We start from the raw sequence: 15,810 nt of genomic DNA on the forward strand, positions 1-15,810 counted from the left end.
GCACAAACCGTAGTGCTACGGCATAGGTGAGGTGCTTTCGTTCTCGGGAAGGTCGCCAGAAGTGATTGGCTCATGGCTTTTCATGGGAGAGCGTTTTCAAGCTCCAGTTATGGCTCGCGAGTCGGCGCGATTCGCGTCGTTCAGTTTCGTGAAGCGCTCACGGCGGAGAGCATTCCCAGGACACTGGCGTACGTGCCATTGGCTTCTGCGTACCGGATGAACTTGGCGCGTTCTACGACAATTTCCTGGGCCTCAGGCTCATCGCGCAGAAGTGCCATGGTTTCTGAAAGAAATTCTTCCAGCGGCATGGACTGCTCGTCGTTTTCCTGGCCCAGCAACGTTGTTCGCACGCCCGGTGGCGCCACTTCGATGACTTGGACAGAGGCGTCCGCCACCTGGATGCGCAGGCTCTCGGTGAAGGAGTGAAGGGCGGCTTTCGTTGCGTTGTAGGTGGGCGTGGCCGGCAGTGGAACGAATGCGAGCGAAGAGGTGACGTTCACGATCACCGCGTCGCTTTTGTCCACCAGTTGCGGCAAGAAGGCGTAGACCATCCGAATCGTGCCAAGCAGGTTGACCGAGACGGTGTCTTCGGCAATTTGGAGGGAGGTCGGCTCAAGAAGATCTTCCCAAAGCATGATGCCCGCGTTGTTGATCAATACGTTCAGTTCGGGGTACTTGCTCGCCACCGTTTTGCTCGCGCGGGTGATGGATGCGGCGTCTGCGACGTCGAGCTCGAGCGCTTCAATGCCCGGGTGCTCATTGGTGATCTGGTCGAGCAAGTCTTTGCGTCGACCCGCGACAATGACCTTGTTGCCCGCCTGATGAAAGCGCAGCGCCAAGCCCAGTCCGATGCCCGAGGTGCCGCCGGTGATCAAGATCGTGTTGCCTGTGAACTTCATGGATTTCCTATGGGGAGAGATAGATAAAATGAGCCAAAACGGACAGTTGTCCATTTGCCGAACCATACCGGACAATTGTCCGCTTTGCAAGTGAGCTTGATGGAGGGGGCACGAGTGCCGAAGAAGATGGACCCGCAACTGCGTTCGGACGCACTGCAGAACCGCGAACGGATCCTGCAAGCGGCAATTGCCGAATTGACACGATCAGTGGACGTTCCGCTGAGCGCCATCGCGAAGAAGGCCGGCGTTGGGCAAGCGACCTTCTATCGAAACTTCCCCAGTCGAGATGCACTGGTGTGGGAGGTTTATCGCTACGAGATGGCGCAGGTCGCGGACCTCGCCGAGCAACTGCTCCAGACCAGTCCGCCGCAACAAGCGCTGCGGGAATGGATGGACCGTCTCGCCCAGTACGCCATGACCAAGGCCGGCCTGGCCGATGCCTTGCGCCAAGCTTCCAGTGCGCCTGAGTGCTCGGAGGAGTCTCGATATGCGCCAGTGATCGGCGCTGCTCAACGCCTGCTTCAGGCCAACGAGAAAGCCGGAACCATTCGGCCAGGCGTCACCACGGATGACTTTTTTCTGGCCATTGCAGGCATTTGGCAAATCGACTCCAAGGGCGACTGGCAACCACGCCTGAAGCGACTCATGGATCTCGTCATGGACGGACTGCGCGCGGGTGCGCCCGCGCGTGCTTCCTAGTTTCTGTTCGTCTTCGCATCGCGGCGATGAAGGGGCGGCGGGTCACGCCGCTCGATACGCAAAGCAAATAACGTTTCGGCGGCCCGCCGCAGGCGCAGCCTAGAAATCAGCGACCTTGCCCCATGCCGAGCCGCTGAACCGTCCTGGCCTGTACGGTGCAGGATCGACGATCGGTTCGGCGCCGCTGGCAAGGTCGGCAATCAGGTGGCCGGCGCCCGGGCCGATGCCGAAGCCGTGCCCCGAAAAGCCCGCGGCCAGGATGAACCCCGGCATGCCGGGCACCTCGCCGATGCCGGGAACACCGTCCGGCGTGCTGTCGATGTAGCCAGCCCAGGCATGCGTGATCCTGGCGTCGCGCAGCTGGGGCAGCAGTTCGATGGCGCGGCGGTGGGTCTCCCTCACCGTGGGCAGATCGGGCTTCGGATCGAGGATGCGCACGCGCTCCATCGGCGTTGGCGCATCGAGCCGCCAGCGCGCCAGCGTTTCATGGCCGCTGCGGATGGCTTCCAGGCCGCCCGGGCGAAGGTTGCGCCAGCGCTTGGCGAACATGGGCACGAATTGCGGCGCGAAGCGCATGAACTGCCCGGTCGGGTCCACGCGCGCGCGGCCGCTGATGGCCAGTGCATAGCGTCCGTCGTTGCGGCGCGTGGCGGACACGCCCCCGCTCACCACGGCATCCGGCAGGCGCTGCTCCACAGGGGACACGCTCAGGATGGATTGGCGGATCGAGGCCTGCGGAAAGCGGATGCCCAGTTGCCGGCAGAACGAAGACGCCCAGGCGCCGCCCGCCATCACGACCGTCCTGGTCTTGATGACCCCGGCTTCCGTGACCACGCCGCTGACCCGTCCGCCTTCGGTCTCGATGCCGCGTGCCGCGCAGTTCTGGTGGACGCTGCCGCCGAGCTTGATGAGCGCAGCGGCCACGGCCGGCGCGGCCTTGCCAGGATCGGCGGTGCCATCGCTGGGCGAGAAGACGCCGCCTTTCCAGGCGCGGCCGGTCGCATGGCCGCGCTCGGCGGCCTCGCGGGCGCTCAGCATGTGGGTCGTCACGCCGGCGGTCTTTGCAAACTCGCGCCAGCTGGCCCAGCGGGAAATCTCGGCCTCGTCGTTGCTGAGGTACAGCAGCCCGCAGCGATGAAAGCCGGTGTCCTCACCGCTCTCGGCGGCAAAGCGTTCCCAGAGGTCGAGGCTCTTGGTTGCCAGCGGCAGTTCGCGGGCATCGCGGTTCTGCTGCCGGCACCAGCCCCAGTTGCGGCTCGACTGCTCGGCGCCGATCCGGCCCTTCTCCACCAGGGCGACCGACAGGCCGCGCTGGGCCAGGTAATAGGCGCTGAAGACGCCGATGATGCCGCCGCCGATCACGACGACATCGGCCGAAGCCGGCAGCGTGGGCGAAGTCTGGATGTGTTGCAGCGGAGGCGACATGATGGATCTCGCTCGCCCGCTCAAGCCGCAACGCTTTGGCACACGTAGAACTTTGCCACGCGATCGCTGCTTTCCCAGCCGATCGGTGCGCCCTGTGGCACGAAAAGCGCGTCGCCCTTTGCCGTGGAAAGCACGCTGCCATCAGGCGCTGCGAAGCGCACGCTGCCGGCCAGCAGATGCATGAACTCGTTCATGCGGTGCGGCCGAACGATGCGGTGGTAGGGGGTCGAGTCCCAGGCGCCGGCGCTGTACTGCGCGCCATCGTCGATGAAGACCTTGTCGCTGCGGCATTCCGGCTGGGGGCCCAGCAGCACTTCCGCGGGCAGCGTGGCCGTGGGCTTGAAGTCGGCGTCGGCATGCAGCGGGAAGACGCCGCGCTTCGTCGGCCTCTCGCAAGCGGCGGCGCAGAACACGAAGCGCACGCGGGATCCGGCCTGGATGCGAAGCGAGGTCCCGCATCCGATGACGGCGCCCGCCTCGGGGCCGACCACCAGCGGGGCCGCGCCGGCTGCCGTCAGGGTCAGCTCGCCCTCGACCACGACGATGGTTTCGATGTGGGGATAGCTGGCGACTTCGAGCTCGCCGATGAAGCTGGTGCGGCCCGCGCTCATCGTGCCAGGTCCTTCCCACGCGATCTCGCGGTGCCGCGCAAAGGGATCGTCCTTGCCGAACGGCGCCCTGCGGAAGGCGGTGGAAAGGGGGGCGCCGCCGGCGCGGTGCAGTACGAGGGCCACGGTCATGATTGCTCCTGCGCGATGCGCAATGTCTTCCTTGAAATCTGTCATTCGGCGGCGGGTGCCGAGGCATCCTGGAAGCCGAGAATGGCCTTGGTTTCCAGGTACTCCTCGAGACCTTCGATGCCGTATTCGCGGCCGTTTCCGGAGCGCTTGTAGCCACCGAAGGGCGCGTGCGGATTCCAGGCCGGATAGTTGATGTGCACCTGCCCGGACCGGATCCGCGCCGCCACGGCGCGCGCCGCGGCAAGGTCCTTGCCTTGCACGTGGGCGCCCAGGCCATAGACGGTGTCGTTCGCAATTTCCACGGCCTCGTCCACGCTGTCGTAGGGAATCAACGCGAGCACCGGCCCGAAGATCTCCTCCTGCGCGATCTGCATCCGGGAATGCACCGCGCTGAAGATGGTCGGTCGGCAGTAGAAGCCGCGGCTCAAGCCCTCCGGCCGGCCGAGGCCGCCGCAGACAAGCTGCGCGCCTTCGGCGATGCCGATGCCGATCATTTCCTGCACGCGATGGAACTGAGCGCGGTTTGCCACCGGGCCGTGCGTGGTCTGCTGCGAACGCGGATCGCCCACCACCATGGCGGATGCCGCTTCGCGCGCGATCTGCTCGACCTCGTGCAGGCGCGCTCGGGGCACGATCATGCGCGTCGGCGCGCTGCAGGACTGGCCGACGTTGCGAAAGCCCGCCGCCACGCCTCCCGGTACGGCGCGCGCCACGTCCGCATCCGGCAGGATGAGGTTGGGAGATTTCCCGCCGAGTTCCTGGGCCACGCGCTTCACCGTGGGTGCCGCTGCCTGGGCCACCAGGACGCCGGCCCTTGTCGAACCGGTGAACGAGATCATGTCCACCTCCGGATGCTGCGCCAGGGCCGCGCCGACCTCCGGTCCGCTGCCATTCACGAGGTTGAACACACCGGGCGGAATGCCGGCGTCTTGCATCACTTCGGCAAAGAGCAGGGCGCTCAGGGGCGACAGCTCGCTGGGTTTCAGGACGACCGTGCATCCGGCTGCGAGGGCGGCGCCGACCTTGGCGGTGATCTGGTAGAGCGGCCAGTTCCAGGGGGTGATGAGGCCGCACACGCCGATGGCCTCGCGCACGATGGCCATCTCCCCGCGATGGGTGACAAACGCATAGCCGCGCGCATTGTCGCGGGCCACGCGGATGTGCTCCGCGGCAGACGGCACCTGCGTGCGGCGCGCGAAGTCGATGGCCGCGCCCATCTCCAGCGAGATCGCCTGGGCGAACAGTTCTGCGCGCTCGAGGACCAGCGCGTGGATGCGGTCGAGGAGCAAGGCCCTGCTCTGGGCCGGACTCGCGGACCAGGCCGCGAATGCGCGCCGCGCTGCGGCCACGGCTGCGGCGGCATCCCCGGCACTGCCCAGCGCGATCTCCGCGACCGGCTCCTCGGTCGACGGGTCGACGACGCTGGCGCGAGTCTGCGTTTCAGGCAAGACCCACTCGCCGCCGACAAACATGCGGTCCAGGCGGCCAGCGCGCCCCAGGTGGTCGACGATCGATGAGTTCATGGATGGGGCCTTCTTTGCATGCCCAAAATCTTAGGCCGCGCGCCCCTCGCGCCGGTGCTTCAATGGGGGTCCTGCACAAAGCAGGCTGCCGTTGTGCGAACCGCGACAGCAGATCCTGCCGTCGTGCAGTGTCAGCGGCTTCCACGCCGCCTGCTCCTATTGCGATCTTCGGTCCGCAATGGCCTCGGTCCAGCCGGCCACGTCTTCGGCCGTCATGGTGCTGGCGGCGGTGAGGCGGCCGTCCACGTAGCCCAATTGCTCGACGTCGTGAAGGTACTGCTCGCGCGACAGGAGGGTGCCGGCGCACACGTGCTCGTTCGGCGCCGGCGGCTCTCGCACCTCTTCGGCCAGCCGCGCCATCAGCCGCTCCATCACCCAGCCGGGAATGCGCTGCCGCTCGCCGGGGTAGATGTAGCCGAACAAGGTCAGGTGGGCCAGCAGCACCCGCCAGTGCGGGCCAAAGCGCTCGAGCAGGCCGGGCCAGTCCAGCCGCTCGGCGGTGGCCTGCAGCAGGTGGGCGATGTCGCCGCCGTCGTAGCGCTCGCGCTCCATGATGAAGGCCTTGGACAGCAGGCTGTCCTCCACGTTGGCAACGAGCACCGGCACGCCCAGGACTGCGGCGCGGCTGTTGCCGCGGAACCAGCGCTCGTCCACCGGCATGAGGCCGTTGCCCGAGTTGAAGATCAGGTCGATGAACTCCGGCCCGTCGTGCACCTTGGCGAGCCAGTGCGGATGGCTCATCTCGGTGCGCCAGCCGTGCTGCTGCATCAGTTGCGCGATGCGTTCGTAGTCCGCGCGGCGGATGAACAGGTCCAGGTCCTTGGTCGAGCGGCGGATGCCGGTGTGGCAGGCATGCGCGAAGGCGCCGCCGACCAGGAAGGGAATGTCCGCACCGTTCAGCGCGCGCAGCGTCTGCCGGTAGAAGTCGGCCACGCGGGGCTCGACTTCTTCTGCTTCTTCCAGCGAAAGCGCAAGACCGGCCGTGGGCTCCATTCAGGCAATGTAGAGCCGGCCCGCAGGCGGGCTCGGAGCAAACGGCCCCATCGGTCGTCGGCAGGCGCCTACAGCCGCCGCAGGATGAGGCCGATCACGGCCGGCGGCATCCGGGCGCAGCCTTGCTGCAATGCCCAATCCGAAATCTTCCTCCCATGTCCGGTTCGCCGCAGTGGGCGACATCCATGTCCACAAGGACGCGGCGGGCACGCTGCGCAGCTTCTTCGCGCAGGCCGCCGACGAGGCCGACGCGCTGCTGCTGTGCGGCGATCTCACCGACTACGGCACGGCCGAGGAAGCCAAGGTGCTGGCCGAGGAACTCGGTGCCGTCCCGATCCCCATCGTCGCCGTCCTGGGCAACCACGACTTCGAATCCGGCACGCCCGAACGGGTGACCGAGGCGCTCGTGCATGCCGGCGTTTGCGTGCTCGATGGCGCGGCCTGCGAGATCGAAGGCGTGGGCATTGCCGGTACCAAGGGCTTTGCCGGCGGCTTCGGACGCGGTTCGCTGGGGGCCTGGGGCGAACCGGCGATCAAGCTGTTCGTGCAGGAGGCGCTCAACGAGGCGATGAAGCTGGAGTCGGCGCTGGCCAAGCTGCGCACCCGGCGCCGCATTGCGCTGCTGCACTACGCGCCGATCGCCGGCACGGTGCAGGGCGAGCCGGTGGAGATATTTCCATTCCTGGGCAGCAGCCGCCTGGAAGAGCCGCTGCTGCGCTATCCGATGGATGCGGTGTTCCACGGCCATGCGCACCGCGGCACGCTCGAGGGGCGAACCATCAGCGGCGTGCCGGTCTACAACGTCGCCAAGCCCCTGCTGCAGCGCAGCCGGCCCGACGCGCCGCCTTTCTTCCTGTACGAGCTGCCGCGCGAGCCGGCCACGGAAGAGGAACCGGCGGCGACATAGGCCGGGCGCGTTCATGAAACATCCCGAAACCGCGGCAGGCGACAGCATGTAGAACCTGTCCTGCACGAGCCATGGCATCCGGCTGGCATGGCGGCGTTGCTGCGCGGTGAAACTTCCGTCTCCAACCCACCTGGAGATCCCGCGATGCCGGACGACATGGAGATCCGCGTCCCACAGGACGACGAGCGAATCGACATCACCGACCTGAAAGAGGTCGACTACTGGACGAAGTGCTTTGGCGTCAGCGAGGCCCGCCTGCGCATGGCGGTCGCCTCGGCGGGGACCATGAAGGACGATCTGCGGATCTACCTCGGCCTTCCCTGAAGGCCGGGGCTGAACGCAAGGGCCGAGCGGCGCCCCTTCGTCCGAAACCCTGATGGCTGCCGAATCGAAGCTTGCGATCTACGGCGCCATCGCGGCCAATGTGGCCATTGCCGCCACCAAGTTCACCGTGGCCGGCATCACCGGCAGTTCGGCCATGCTGTCCGAAGGCATCCATTCGGCGGTCGACACCTTCAACGGCGTCCTGCTGCTGGTGGGCATCCGGCTGAGCCAGCGGCCGGCGACCGCCGAGCATCCCTTCGGCCACGGCAAGGAGCTGTACTTCTGGAGCCTGATCGTCGCCGTGCTGATCTTCGGGCTGGGCGGCGGCGTGTCGTTCTACGAGGGCATCCAGCACATCCGCAAACCGGAGCCGATGCGCGATCCGGGCTGGAACTACGTGGTGCTGGGCCTGGCCGCATTGTTCGAAGGCGCGAGCTTCCTGGTTGCGCTGCGGCAGTTCCGCGTGCAGTCGCGCGGTGCGCCGTTCTGGCGCGCGCTCGGGCAGAGCAAGGACCCGACCACCTACACCGTGCTGGCCGAAGATTCGGCGGCGCTGGCCGGGCTGGCGGTGGCGGCCTTGGGCATCTACTTCAGCCACCGGCTCGGCATGCCGGCGCTGGACGGCGCGGCCTCGGTGGTGATCGGGCTGCTGCTGGCCGGCGTGGCGGTGCTGCTGATCAGCCAGGCCCGCGGGCTGCTGATCGGCGAGGGCATCCGCCCCGAGACCGCGCGCGCCATCCGCGCCCTGGCCATGGAGCAGCCGAGCGTGCAGGACGTGGGCCACGTGCTGTCGATGTACATCGGCCCCGACGAGGTGCTGGCCGTGGTCGACCTCAATTTCAGGGAGGGCACGGCGACCGGAGAGGCCGCCGATGCCATCGCCGCGATCGAGCAGCAGGTGCGCGGGCGCTTCCCGATGATCCGGCGGCTCTTCATCGAGGCGAGCGAGGCGCCCGTGGATGAAGACGCGGCTTCCGCGCGGACCGGCGGGATCGTCGGCGTTGGCTGACGACCGCTGCCGCCATTGCCTGAGCGCTCCCGCGCCGCTGGCACTCCACTGTCGGGGCTCATTCAGGAGGTTGCCAGCCATGAACAAGCCATCGCCCAAGCGCCGCGAGCGCTCCCCCGACGAACCGGAGATCACCCAGGAAGAATCCGTGCCCACCGACGGCAGCGACACCGAGGGCGAGGAGCAGATGAAGAAGGTCGGCAACAAGAAGCTCCAGGATCCGGGCGATGCCGAGCGCAAGACGCCCGACAAGTCCTGAGGCCGTGCGCGGGCCGCGCGCAGCGGCCGCAGCGCAGTGGCGTTGTCTTGTCTCGAAGAAGGGCGATGCCCTACAACCCGGGGGCCGCGCCTCTTGATAAAAATCCTTGCGCCAGCAGATCGCAAGCAGAACAGGGCAGAAAGGACTGTCTGCCCAACGATGGAGGAAGAAGAAATGAAGCTCGACGGTACGGCCGTGCCGTCCGCCCAGGACGGCCTGATCAAAGTCGGTGTTCCCGGCCTCGACGATGTTCTTGGCGGCGGGCTCACGTCCAACCGCCTCTACCTGGTCGAGGGCACGCCCGGTGCCGGCAAGACCACCATCGCGCTTCAGTTCCTGATCGAAGGCGTGAAGCGCGGCGAGTCGGTGCTGTATGTCACCTTGTCGGAAACTGCGCAGGAACTCAAGGGCGTGGCGCGCTCGCATGGCTGGGACCTGAGCGGCATCGAGGTGCGCGAGATGCTTCCGTCGGAGACCGCGCTCGAGCCCGACGAGCAGTACACGATGTTCCACCCGTCCGAGGTCGAGCTCAGCGAGACGACCCTTCGCATCCTCTCGGACGTCGATGTGCTCAAGCCTTCGCGCGTGGTGTTCGACTCGCTGTCCGAACTGCGCCTGCTGGCCGGCAGCTCGCTGCGCTACCGGCGGCAGATCCTCGCGCTCAAGCAGTTCTTCGCGGGCCGCCAGTGCACGGTGCTGCTGCTGGACGACATGACCGCCATGAAGCACGACCTGCAGGTGCAGAGCATTGCCCATGCGGTGATCCGGCTCGAGCAGATCAGCTCCGACTACGGCGCCGCGCGGCGCCGGCTGGTGGTCAGCAAGTATCGGGGCCAGCAGTTCCGCGGCGGCTACCACGACTACCGCATCGAGCGCGGCGGCCTGCGCGTCTTTCCGCGCCTGGTCGCTTCCGAGCATCCCTCGGCGCCGGCGGTGGCGCCGGCGCGCATTCCCAGCGGCCTGGAAGCGCTCGATGCGCTGCTGGGCGGCGGCCTGGAGCGCGGCACCAGCACGCTGTTCGTCGGCGCGCCGGGCACGGGAAAGTCGACGGTGGCCGTGCAGTTTGCGCTGGCGGCGGCGCAGCGCGGCGAATGCGCGGCCCTCTTCATCTTCGACGAGAGCATCCACACGCTGCGCACGCGCTGTGAAAGCATGGGCATGGACCTCGGGCCATACATCGAATCCGGCCGCATCAAGGTGCGGCAGGTCGACCCCGCCGAGCTGTCGCCGGGCGAGTTCGTGCACCTGATCCGGCTGGCGGTGGTGGAGTGCGGTGCGGCGGTGGTGGTGATCGACAGCCTCAACGGCTACCTCAACGCGATGCCCGACGAGCGCTTCCTGATCGTGCAGCTGCACGAGCTGCTTTCCTACCTGGGCCAGGCCGGCGTCGCCACGCTGCTGGTGGGCGCGCAGCATGGCCTCATCGGCATGCAGATGAAGACGCCGGTGGATGCGAGCTACCTGGCGGACGCGGTGGTGCTGCTGCGCTACTTCGAGCTGGAGGGCGAGGTGCGCCAGGCGATCTCGGTGCTGAAGAAGCGCGGCGGCGCGCACGAGCGCAGCATCCGCGATTTCTCGATGACCGCCACGGGCCTCAAGGTGGGCGAGCCGCTGCGTCATTTCAGGGGCATCCTGACGGGCATCCCCATTCCCACCGACGGCGCGCAGCACGCATCGTGAGCCCGCCCGCCGCATCCGCCGAGCAGCGCATCCTGTTGCGGACCGCCACCTCCAGGGACGCCCTCATGGCAAGCGCCGTACTGGCCCGCGCACAGATTGCGGCCCACACCTGCGACAGCCTGTGCGAGCTCGTGCAGGGCATCAAGGAAGGCGCCGGCACCATCATGGTGGCGGAGGAAGTGCTGGCCGATCCGGCCGCGGCCGCGCTGGCCGAAGTGCTGGGCTCGCAGCCGCCGTGGTCCGATCTGCCGGTGCTCGTTCTGGCGCGCCAGGGCGCCGATTCGCCCGTCATCGCCAAGGCCATGGACCGGCTCGCGAACGTCACCGTGATCGAGCGGCCGATGCGCGTGGCCTCGCTGATCAGCACGGTCCGCACGGCCCTCAGGGCGCGCAACCGGCAGTACCAGCTGCGCGAGCTGCTCGACGGCCTGCGCGAATCCGACCAGCGCAAGACCGAGTTCCTTGCAACGCTGGCGCACGAGCTGCGCAACCCGCTCGCGCCGATGAGCACCGCGCTCACGCTCCTGATGCGCAAGCCGCACGAGCCCGCGGAGGCCCGGCGCTACTACGAGCTCATGGGGCGGCAGATCGACCACATGGTGCGGCTCGTGAACGACCTGATGGAGGTCTCGCGCATCACGCGCGGCAAGATCGAGCTGCGCATGGAGGCGGTGGCGCTCGAAGCAGTGATCGAGGACGCCATCGAGCTGAGCCGGCCGCTGCTCGAAGGCGCCAGGCACACGCTGGGCAAGCAGCTGTGCAGCGAGCCGGTGGTGGTGCGCGGCGACGGCGTTCGCCTCACGCAGGTGTTCTCCAACCTGCTCAACAACGCTGCGAAGTACACCGCGCCCGGCGGAAAGATCCGCATCGAGCTGCGCCGGGAACGGCGCGAGGCCGTGGTCGAGGTCTGGGACAACGGCACCGGCATTGCGCCGGACATGCTGAAGTCGATCTTCGAGATGTTCGTGCAGGTGAGCGGCACCTCCAAGGCGGCGCAGGGCGGCCTGGGCATCGGCCTCACGCTGGTGAAGAGCCTGGTCGAACTCCACGGCGGCAGCGTCGAGGCAAGCAGCGCGGGCCTGGGCCAGGGCGCGATGTTCTGCGTGCGCCTGCCGCTCGCCCGCGTCGAGAGCGGCGTGCCCGCGTCGCCGGCACCGGCCGTTCGCGGCTGGCCGGCCTGGTTGCCGGGCACGGTGCTGATCGTCGACGACAACCGGGACGCGGCCGACGCGCTGGGCGAGCTGCTGCGCTCGATGGGCGCCACCACGCGCGTGGCCTACAGCGGCGATGCCGCGCTGCGCATGGTGGCCGAGGGGCCGGCACCCGGGCTCGCGATCCTGGACATCGGCATGCCGGGCATGGACGGCTGCGAGCTCGCAACCCGGCTGCGCGCCAACCCCGCGCTGGCCGGATTGATCCTGGTCGCGCTGACCGGCTGGGGCCAGCATGGCGATAAGGAGCGCATCGCGCTGGCGGGGTTCGACCACCACTTGCTCAAGCCGCTGGACCTGGCGGCGCTGATCTCGACCCTGGGGCCGCACCATGAACCATGACGCGACCACGCTTTCGGCGGCGGACCATCCGGCCGGCCGGCTGTCGCTGTGGCGCCGCAGCCGCCGATGGCTGCTGCCGCTGCTGGGGCTCGTGGTGCTGGGCCTGCTGCTGTCGCATGCGCACAAGGTCGACTGGGCCGGCGCATGGGAGGCGCTGCAGCGCTATCCGGCGATGCTGCTGCTGGGGGTGTGGGCCATCACGACCGCCAGCCATGCGCTCTACGGATGCTTCGACCTCATCGGCCGGCGGCACACGCGCCACCGCGTGCCGCGCTGGCGCACCTGGGCCATCGCGGTGACGAGCTATGCCTTCAACCTCAACCTGGGCTCGCTGGTCGGCGGCATCGGGATGCGCGCCCGGCTCTATGCGCGCGCCGGCCTCGATGAAGCCGTGGTGGCGCAGATCGTCGGCGTGAGCCTGGCCACCAACTGGCTCGGCTACGGGCTGCTGGCCGGCGGCCTGTTCGCCGCGGGCATCATCACGCCGCCGCGCCAGGCCAGCATCGGGGCGGACGCGTTGCGCGCACTGGGCGTGCTGATGATCCTTCTTGCGGCGGCGTACGTGGCGGCCTGCGCCTTTTTGCGCGGGCGGCAGTGGCAGCTGAGGGGGCGGCGGGTGAGGCTCCCTTCGGCACGGCTTGCGGTCGTCCAGCTCGCGCTCTCCACCGCCAACTGGGCATTGATGGGCTGCGCGATGTACCTGCTGCTGGGCCGGCAGGTGCCCTACGCCACCACGCTGAGCGTGCTGCTGGCCGCGTCCATCGTCGGCGTGATCACGCCGATCCCGGCCGGGCTCGGCGTGCTCGAGGCCGTGTACCTGGCGCTGCTCTCGGGCACCGTGCGCCAGGGCGCGCTGATGGGGGCCGTGCTGGCCTACCGCGCGCTCTACTACCTGCTGCCGCTGGCCGGCGGCCTGGTGCTCTACCTGCTGCTCGAACGCTACGCGGCAAGCCACCCGCTGGACACGGAGGCCGACACACCATGGCGCGCGCAAACCCCCTGAAGCGCTACAAGGAAAAGCGCAACTTCGGCGCCACCCCCGAGCCCGCGGAGGGCGGCGCATCGGCGCCCGGCGTGCTGCAGTTCGTGGTGCAGAAGCACTGGGCCACCCGCCTGCACTACGACTTCCGCATCGAGCTCGATGGCGTCATGAAGAGCTGGGCCGTGCCCAAGGGCCCGAGCTACGACACGCACGACAAGCGCATGGCCGTGCATGTGGAGGACCATCCCATCGCCTACAACCAGTTCGAGGGCGAGATACCGCCCCGGCAATACGGCGCGGGCAAGGTGATCATCTGGGACAAGGGCAGCTGGACGCCCATCGGCGATCCGCGCAAGGGCTACAGGGCGGGGCGCCTCAAGTTCGAGCTGCACGGCTACAAGCTGCGCGGCAAGTGGACGCTGGTGCGCATGCACGGCAAGGCCGACGACAAGCAGGACGCGTGGCTCTTGATCAAGGAGCACGACGAGTACGCCCGCCCGGCCGCGGAGTTCAGCGTGGTCGACCAGTTCCCGGACAGCGTGGCGCAGATGCCGATGCCCGCTGCGGCGGTCTCGGCGCCCGCCGAGGCGCCGGCCGCACCGGCCAGAAAGCGCGGCGGCAAGGCATCGGCCAGCGGCATGCCCGCCGATGCGGTGAAGGCCGCCATGCCGGCCAAGCTCTCGCCGCTGCTCGCCACGCTGGTCGATGGCCCGCCGCCCGATCCCGAGAACTGGCTGTACGAGATCAAGTTCGACGGCTACCGCCTGCTCGCGCGCATCGATGCGAAGGGCGGCGTGCAGCTCGTCACGCGCAACGGCCATGACTGGAGCAGCCGCATGCCGCACCTGGTGCACGCGATCGAGCGCATGAAGCTCGCGCCCGGCTGGCTCGATGGCGAGATCGTGGTGCTCAACGAGTCCGGCGGCACGGACTTCCAGGCCCTGCAGAACGCCTTCGACAGCGAGAACACGCGCAACATCGTCTACTTCCTTTTCGACCTGCCGTACTACGGCGGCTTCGATCTCACCGGCGTGCCGCTGGTCGAGCGGCGCGGCCTGCTGCAGGCGCTGCTGGCCAAGGCGCCGCCCGAAATCCGCTTCAGCGAGATCTTCGATGCGCCGCCCGAGGACATCGTGGCCTCGGCCTGCAAGATCGGGCTCGAAGGCGTGATCGGAAAGCGCAAGAACAGCACGTACGCCTCGCGCCGCTCGCCCGACTGGATCAAGCTCAAGTGCTCGCAGCGGCAGGAGTTCGTCATCGGCGGCTATACCGATCCGAAGGGCTCGCGCGTGGGCATTGGCGCACTGCTGATCGGCGTGCACGACGACAAGGGCGATCTCGTCTACGCCGGCGCGGTGGGCGCGGGCTTCAACGGCCGGACGCTCGCCGACATGCTCGAAAGATTGAAGCCGCTCGGCATCGACAAGCGGCCGTTCAAGAACCCGACCGAGAACGACCGACGCGCGCACTGGGTCAAGCCGGTGCTGCTGGCCGAGGTCACGTTTTCCGAATGGACGAAGGACGGCCATGTGCGGCATCCGGTGTTCCACAGCGTGCGCTCGGACAAGCCCGCGAAGGCCATCGTCCGCGAGAAGCCGGTGCACCCGGCGGGCGCCGGCCGCGAAGCGGAGGCTGAGCCCGAACCCGCCGCCACCATGCCCGCCAACTTCAAGGTCTCGCATGCCGACCGCGTGGTCGATCCGTCGACCGGCATCACCAAGGTGGAGGTGGTGCGCTTCTACGGCCTGGTCGCGCCGCTGATGATGCCGCACCTGAAGGGCCGGCCCGTGTCGTTCGTGCGCGCGCCGCAGGGCATCGGCGGCCAGCTGTTCTTCCAGAAGCACCTGGAGCTGGGGCAGATGGCCGGCGTGCGGCAGCTCGATGCGGCGCTGTGGCCCAAGCACCCCGAGCTGATCGAGATCGCGGGGCCGCTCGGGCTGCTGAGTGCGGCGCAGATGAACGTCGTCGAGTTCCATACCTGGAACGGCCTGAAGACGCTCATCGGCAAGCCCGACCGCATGACCTTCGACCTCGACCCGGGTGAGGGCGTCGGCTGGCCCATGGTGCTGCAGGCCGCCGAGCTGATGCGCGTGGTGCTCGACGAACTGGGCCTGGCGCCGTTCTGCAAGACCAGCGGCGGCAAGGGGCTGCACGTGGTGGTGCCGCTCAAGCGGCAGTACGACTGGGACACCATCAAGGATTTCTCGCAGGCCATCGTGCGGCACATGGCGCGCACCCTGCCGCAGATGTTCGTCGCCAAGAGCGGGCCGGACAACCGCGTCGGCCGCATCTTCATCGACTACCTGCGCAACGGCTTCGGCGCGACCACCATCTGCGCCTGGTCGGTGCGGGCGCGCCCCGGCATGGGCGTGTCGGTGCCGGTGGAATGGCAGGAGGTTCCCACGCTCACGAGCGGTGCGCAGTGGACCCTGCGGAACATCCATGCACGGCTCGACCGCGGCAACGATCCGTGGGCCGCGTATGCAAAGGCTGCAAAGAGTCCGGGAGCCGCGATGAAGCTGCTGGGCTTCAGAGTTCGATGAAGGCCGAGGTGGCCTTGTTCAGCGCCAGCTTGCCCTTGGCGGTGATCGATTCCACCTGGGCGAGATGGCGTATCGCCCGGTCGTCCGGCGCGTGGCTGGACGGCGGAATGAAAGCGGTCACCAGCTCGGCCGCACGCAGCACGCGCAGCCTGTCGATGTCGGCTGGCGTGTGGACGACGTATGGCAATTTCTGCTCGGCGATGACCCGAAGAAACTCCATGGACATGAGCCGTCTCCTTGTCTGGATGGTGGAGTGACATTCTGCGGAAAAAAT

Annotated in this window: 15 protein-coding genes; 9 read left to right on the forward strand and 6 right to left on the reverse strand. The window is 68.0% G+C overall.

The genetic code is table 11. The annotated features are described in order from the left end of the window. Positions 1–140 precede the first annotated feature (140 nt). Positions 141–899 (reverse strand): SDR family oxidoreductase, encoded by a 759-nt coding sequence (locus ACAM58_RS08440; RefSeq protein ID WP_018903068.1) that lies wholly within the window; start codon positions 897–899, stop codon positions 141–143. Between the two features lie 99 nt (positions 900–998). On the opposite strand from ACAM58_RS08440, the gene ACAM58_RS08445 reads away from it, so the two are divergent. Continuing rightward, complete coding sequence (locus ACAM58_RS08445; RefSeq protein ID WP_369664478.1) at positions 999–1,598, forward strand: TetR/AcrR family transcriptional regulator; 600 nt, start codon at positions 999–1,001, stop codon at positions 1,596–1,598. A 99-nt stretch (positions 1,599–1,697) separates the two neighbouring features. On the opposite strand, the gene ACAM58_RS08450 is transcribed toward ACAM58_RS08445, so the two are convergent. The 4 genes from ACAM58_RS08450 to ACAM58_RS08465 form a co-directional block, all read right to left on the reverse strand. Next, the gene (locus tag ACAM58_RS08450) at positions 1,698–3,023 is read right to left on the reverse strand and encodes an NAD(P)/FAD-dependent oxidoreductase (RefSeq protein WP_369664300.1); all 1,326 of its coding nucleotides are present in this window, start codon (positions 3,021–3,023) and stop codon (positions 1,698–1,700) included. A gap of 20 nt (positions 3,024–3,043) precedes the next feature. Then, on the reverse strand, positions 3,044–3,763 hold the full coding sequence (locus ACAM58_RS08455) for a cupin domain-containing protein (RefSeq protein WP_369664301.1): 720 nt from the start codon (positions 3,761–3,763) through the stop codon (positions 3,044–3,046). Positions 3,764–3,804: 41 nt separating this feature from the next. Continuing rightward, positions 3,805–5,286, reverse strand: a complete 1,482-nt coding sequence (locus ACAM58_RS08460; RefSeq protein WP_369664302.1) for an aldehyde dehydrogenase family protein — start codon at positions 5,284–5,286, stop codon at positions 3,805–3,807. A 156-nt stretch (positions 5,287–5,442) separates the two neighbouring features. Continuing rightward, on the reverse strand, positions 5,443–6,279 hold the full coding sequence (locus ACAM58_RS08465; protein WP_062362394.1) for a nucleotidyltransferase: 837 nt from the start codon (positions 6,277–6,279) through the stop codon (positions 5,443–5,445). Positions 6,280–6,409: 130 nt separating this feature from the next. On the opposite strand from ACAM58_RS08465, the gene ACAM58_RS08470 reads away from it, so the two are divergent. The 8 genes from ACAM58_RS08470 (at position 6,410) to ligD (ending at position 15,536) form a co-directional block, all read left to right on the forward strand. Beyond that, on the forward strand, positions 6,410–7,186 hold the full coding sequence (locus tag ACAM58_RS08470) for a metallophosphoesterase (RefSeq protein WP_307594007.1): 777 nt from the start codon (positions 6,410–6,412) through the stop codon (positions 7,184–7,186). Between the two features lie 144 nt (positions 7,187–7,330). Further along, positions 7,331–7,510 carry a DUF3606 domain-containing protein gene (locus ACAM58_RS08475; protein ID WP_012746796.1) on the forward strand — a complete coding sequence of 60 codons (180 nt, stop codon included), beginning with the start codon at positions 7,331–7,333 and terminating at the stop codon, positions 7,508–7,510. A gap of 52 nt (positions 7,511–7,562) precedes the next feature. Next, positions 7,563–8,519, forward strand: a complete 957-nt coding sequence (locus tag ACAM58_RS08480) for a cation diffusion facilitator family transporter (protein ID WP_012746797.1) — start codon at positions 7,563–7,565, stop codon at positions 8,517–8,519. Positions 8,520–8,598: 79 nt separating this feature from the next. Beyond that, positions 8,599–8,778, forward strand: a complete 180-nt coding sequence (locus tag ACAM58_RS08485; protein WP_012746798.1) for a hypothetical protein — start codon at positions 8,599–8,601, stop codon at positions 8,776–8,778. A 174-nt stretch (positions 8,779–8,952) separates the two neighbouring features. Further along, entirely contained in the window at positions 8,953–10,458 is a 1,506-nt protein-coding gene (locus ACAM58_RS08490; protein WP_012746799.1) for an ATPase domain-containing protein, read from the forward strand. A 65-nt stretch (positions 10,459–10,523) separates the two neighbouring features. Continuing rightward, a complete protein-coding gene (locus ACAM58_RS08495; RefSeq protein WP_369664303.1) occupies positions 10,524–12,011 on the forward strand; it encodes an ATP-binding protein in 1,488 nt (495 codons plus the stop codon). Continuing rightward, on the forward strand, positions 12,001–13,014 hold the full coding sequence (locus tag ACAM58_RS08500) for a lysylphosphatidylglycerol synthase domain-containing protein (protein ID WP_369664304.1): 1,014 nt from the start codon (positions 12,001–12,003) through the stop codon (positions 13,012–13,014). The genes ACAM58_RS08495 and ACAM58_RS08500 overlap by 11 nt, the downstream gene beginning before the upstream one ends. Beyond that, entirely contained in the window at positions 12,993–15,536 is a 2,544-nt protein-coding gene (ligD, locus tag ACAM58_RS08505; RefSeq protein ID WP_369664305.1) for a DNA ligase D, read from the forward strand. Before ACAM58_RS08500 ends, ligD begins: the two co-directional genes overlap by 22 nt. Here the strand turns inward: ligD and ACAM58_RS08510 are convergent. Beyond that, positions 15,523–15,762, reverse strand: coding sequence for a hypothetical protein (locus ACAM58_RS08510; RefSeq protein WP_012746803.1), 240 nt, complete (start codon positions 15,760–15,762; stop codon positions 15,523–15,525). The two genes, ligD and ACAM58_RS08510, sit on opposite strands and share 14 nt — an antisense overlap. Positions 15,763–15,810: the final 48 nt, after the last annotated feature.

The organism is Variovorax sp. V116 (assembly GCF_041154435.1).
Lineage (GTDB): Bacteria > Pseudomonadota > Gammaproteobacteria > Burkholderiales > Burkholderiaceae_C > Variovorax > Variovorax paradoxus.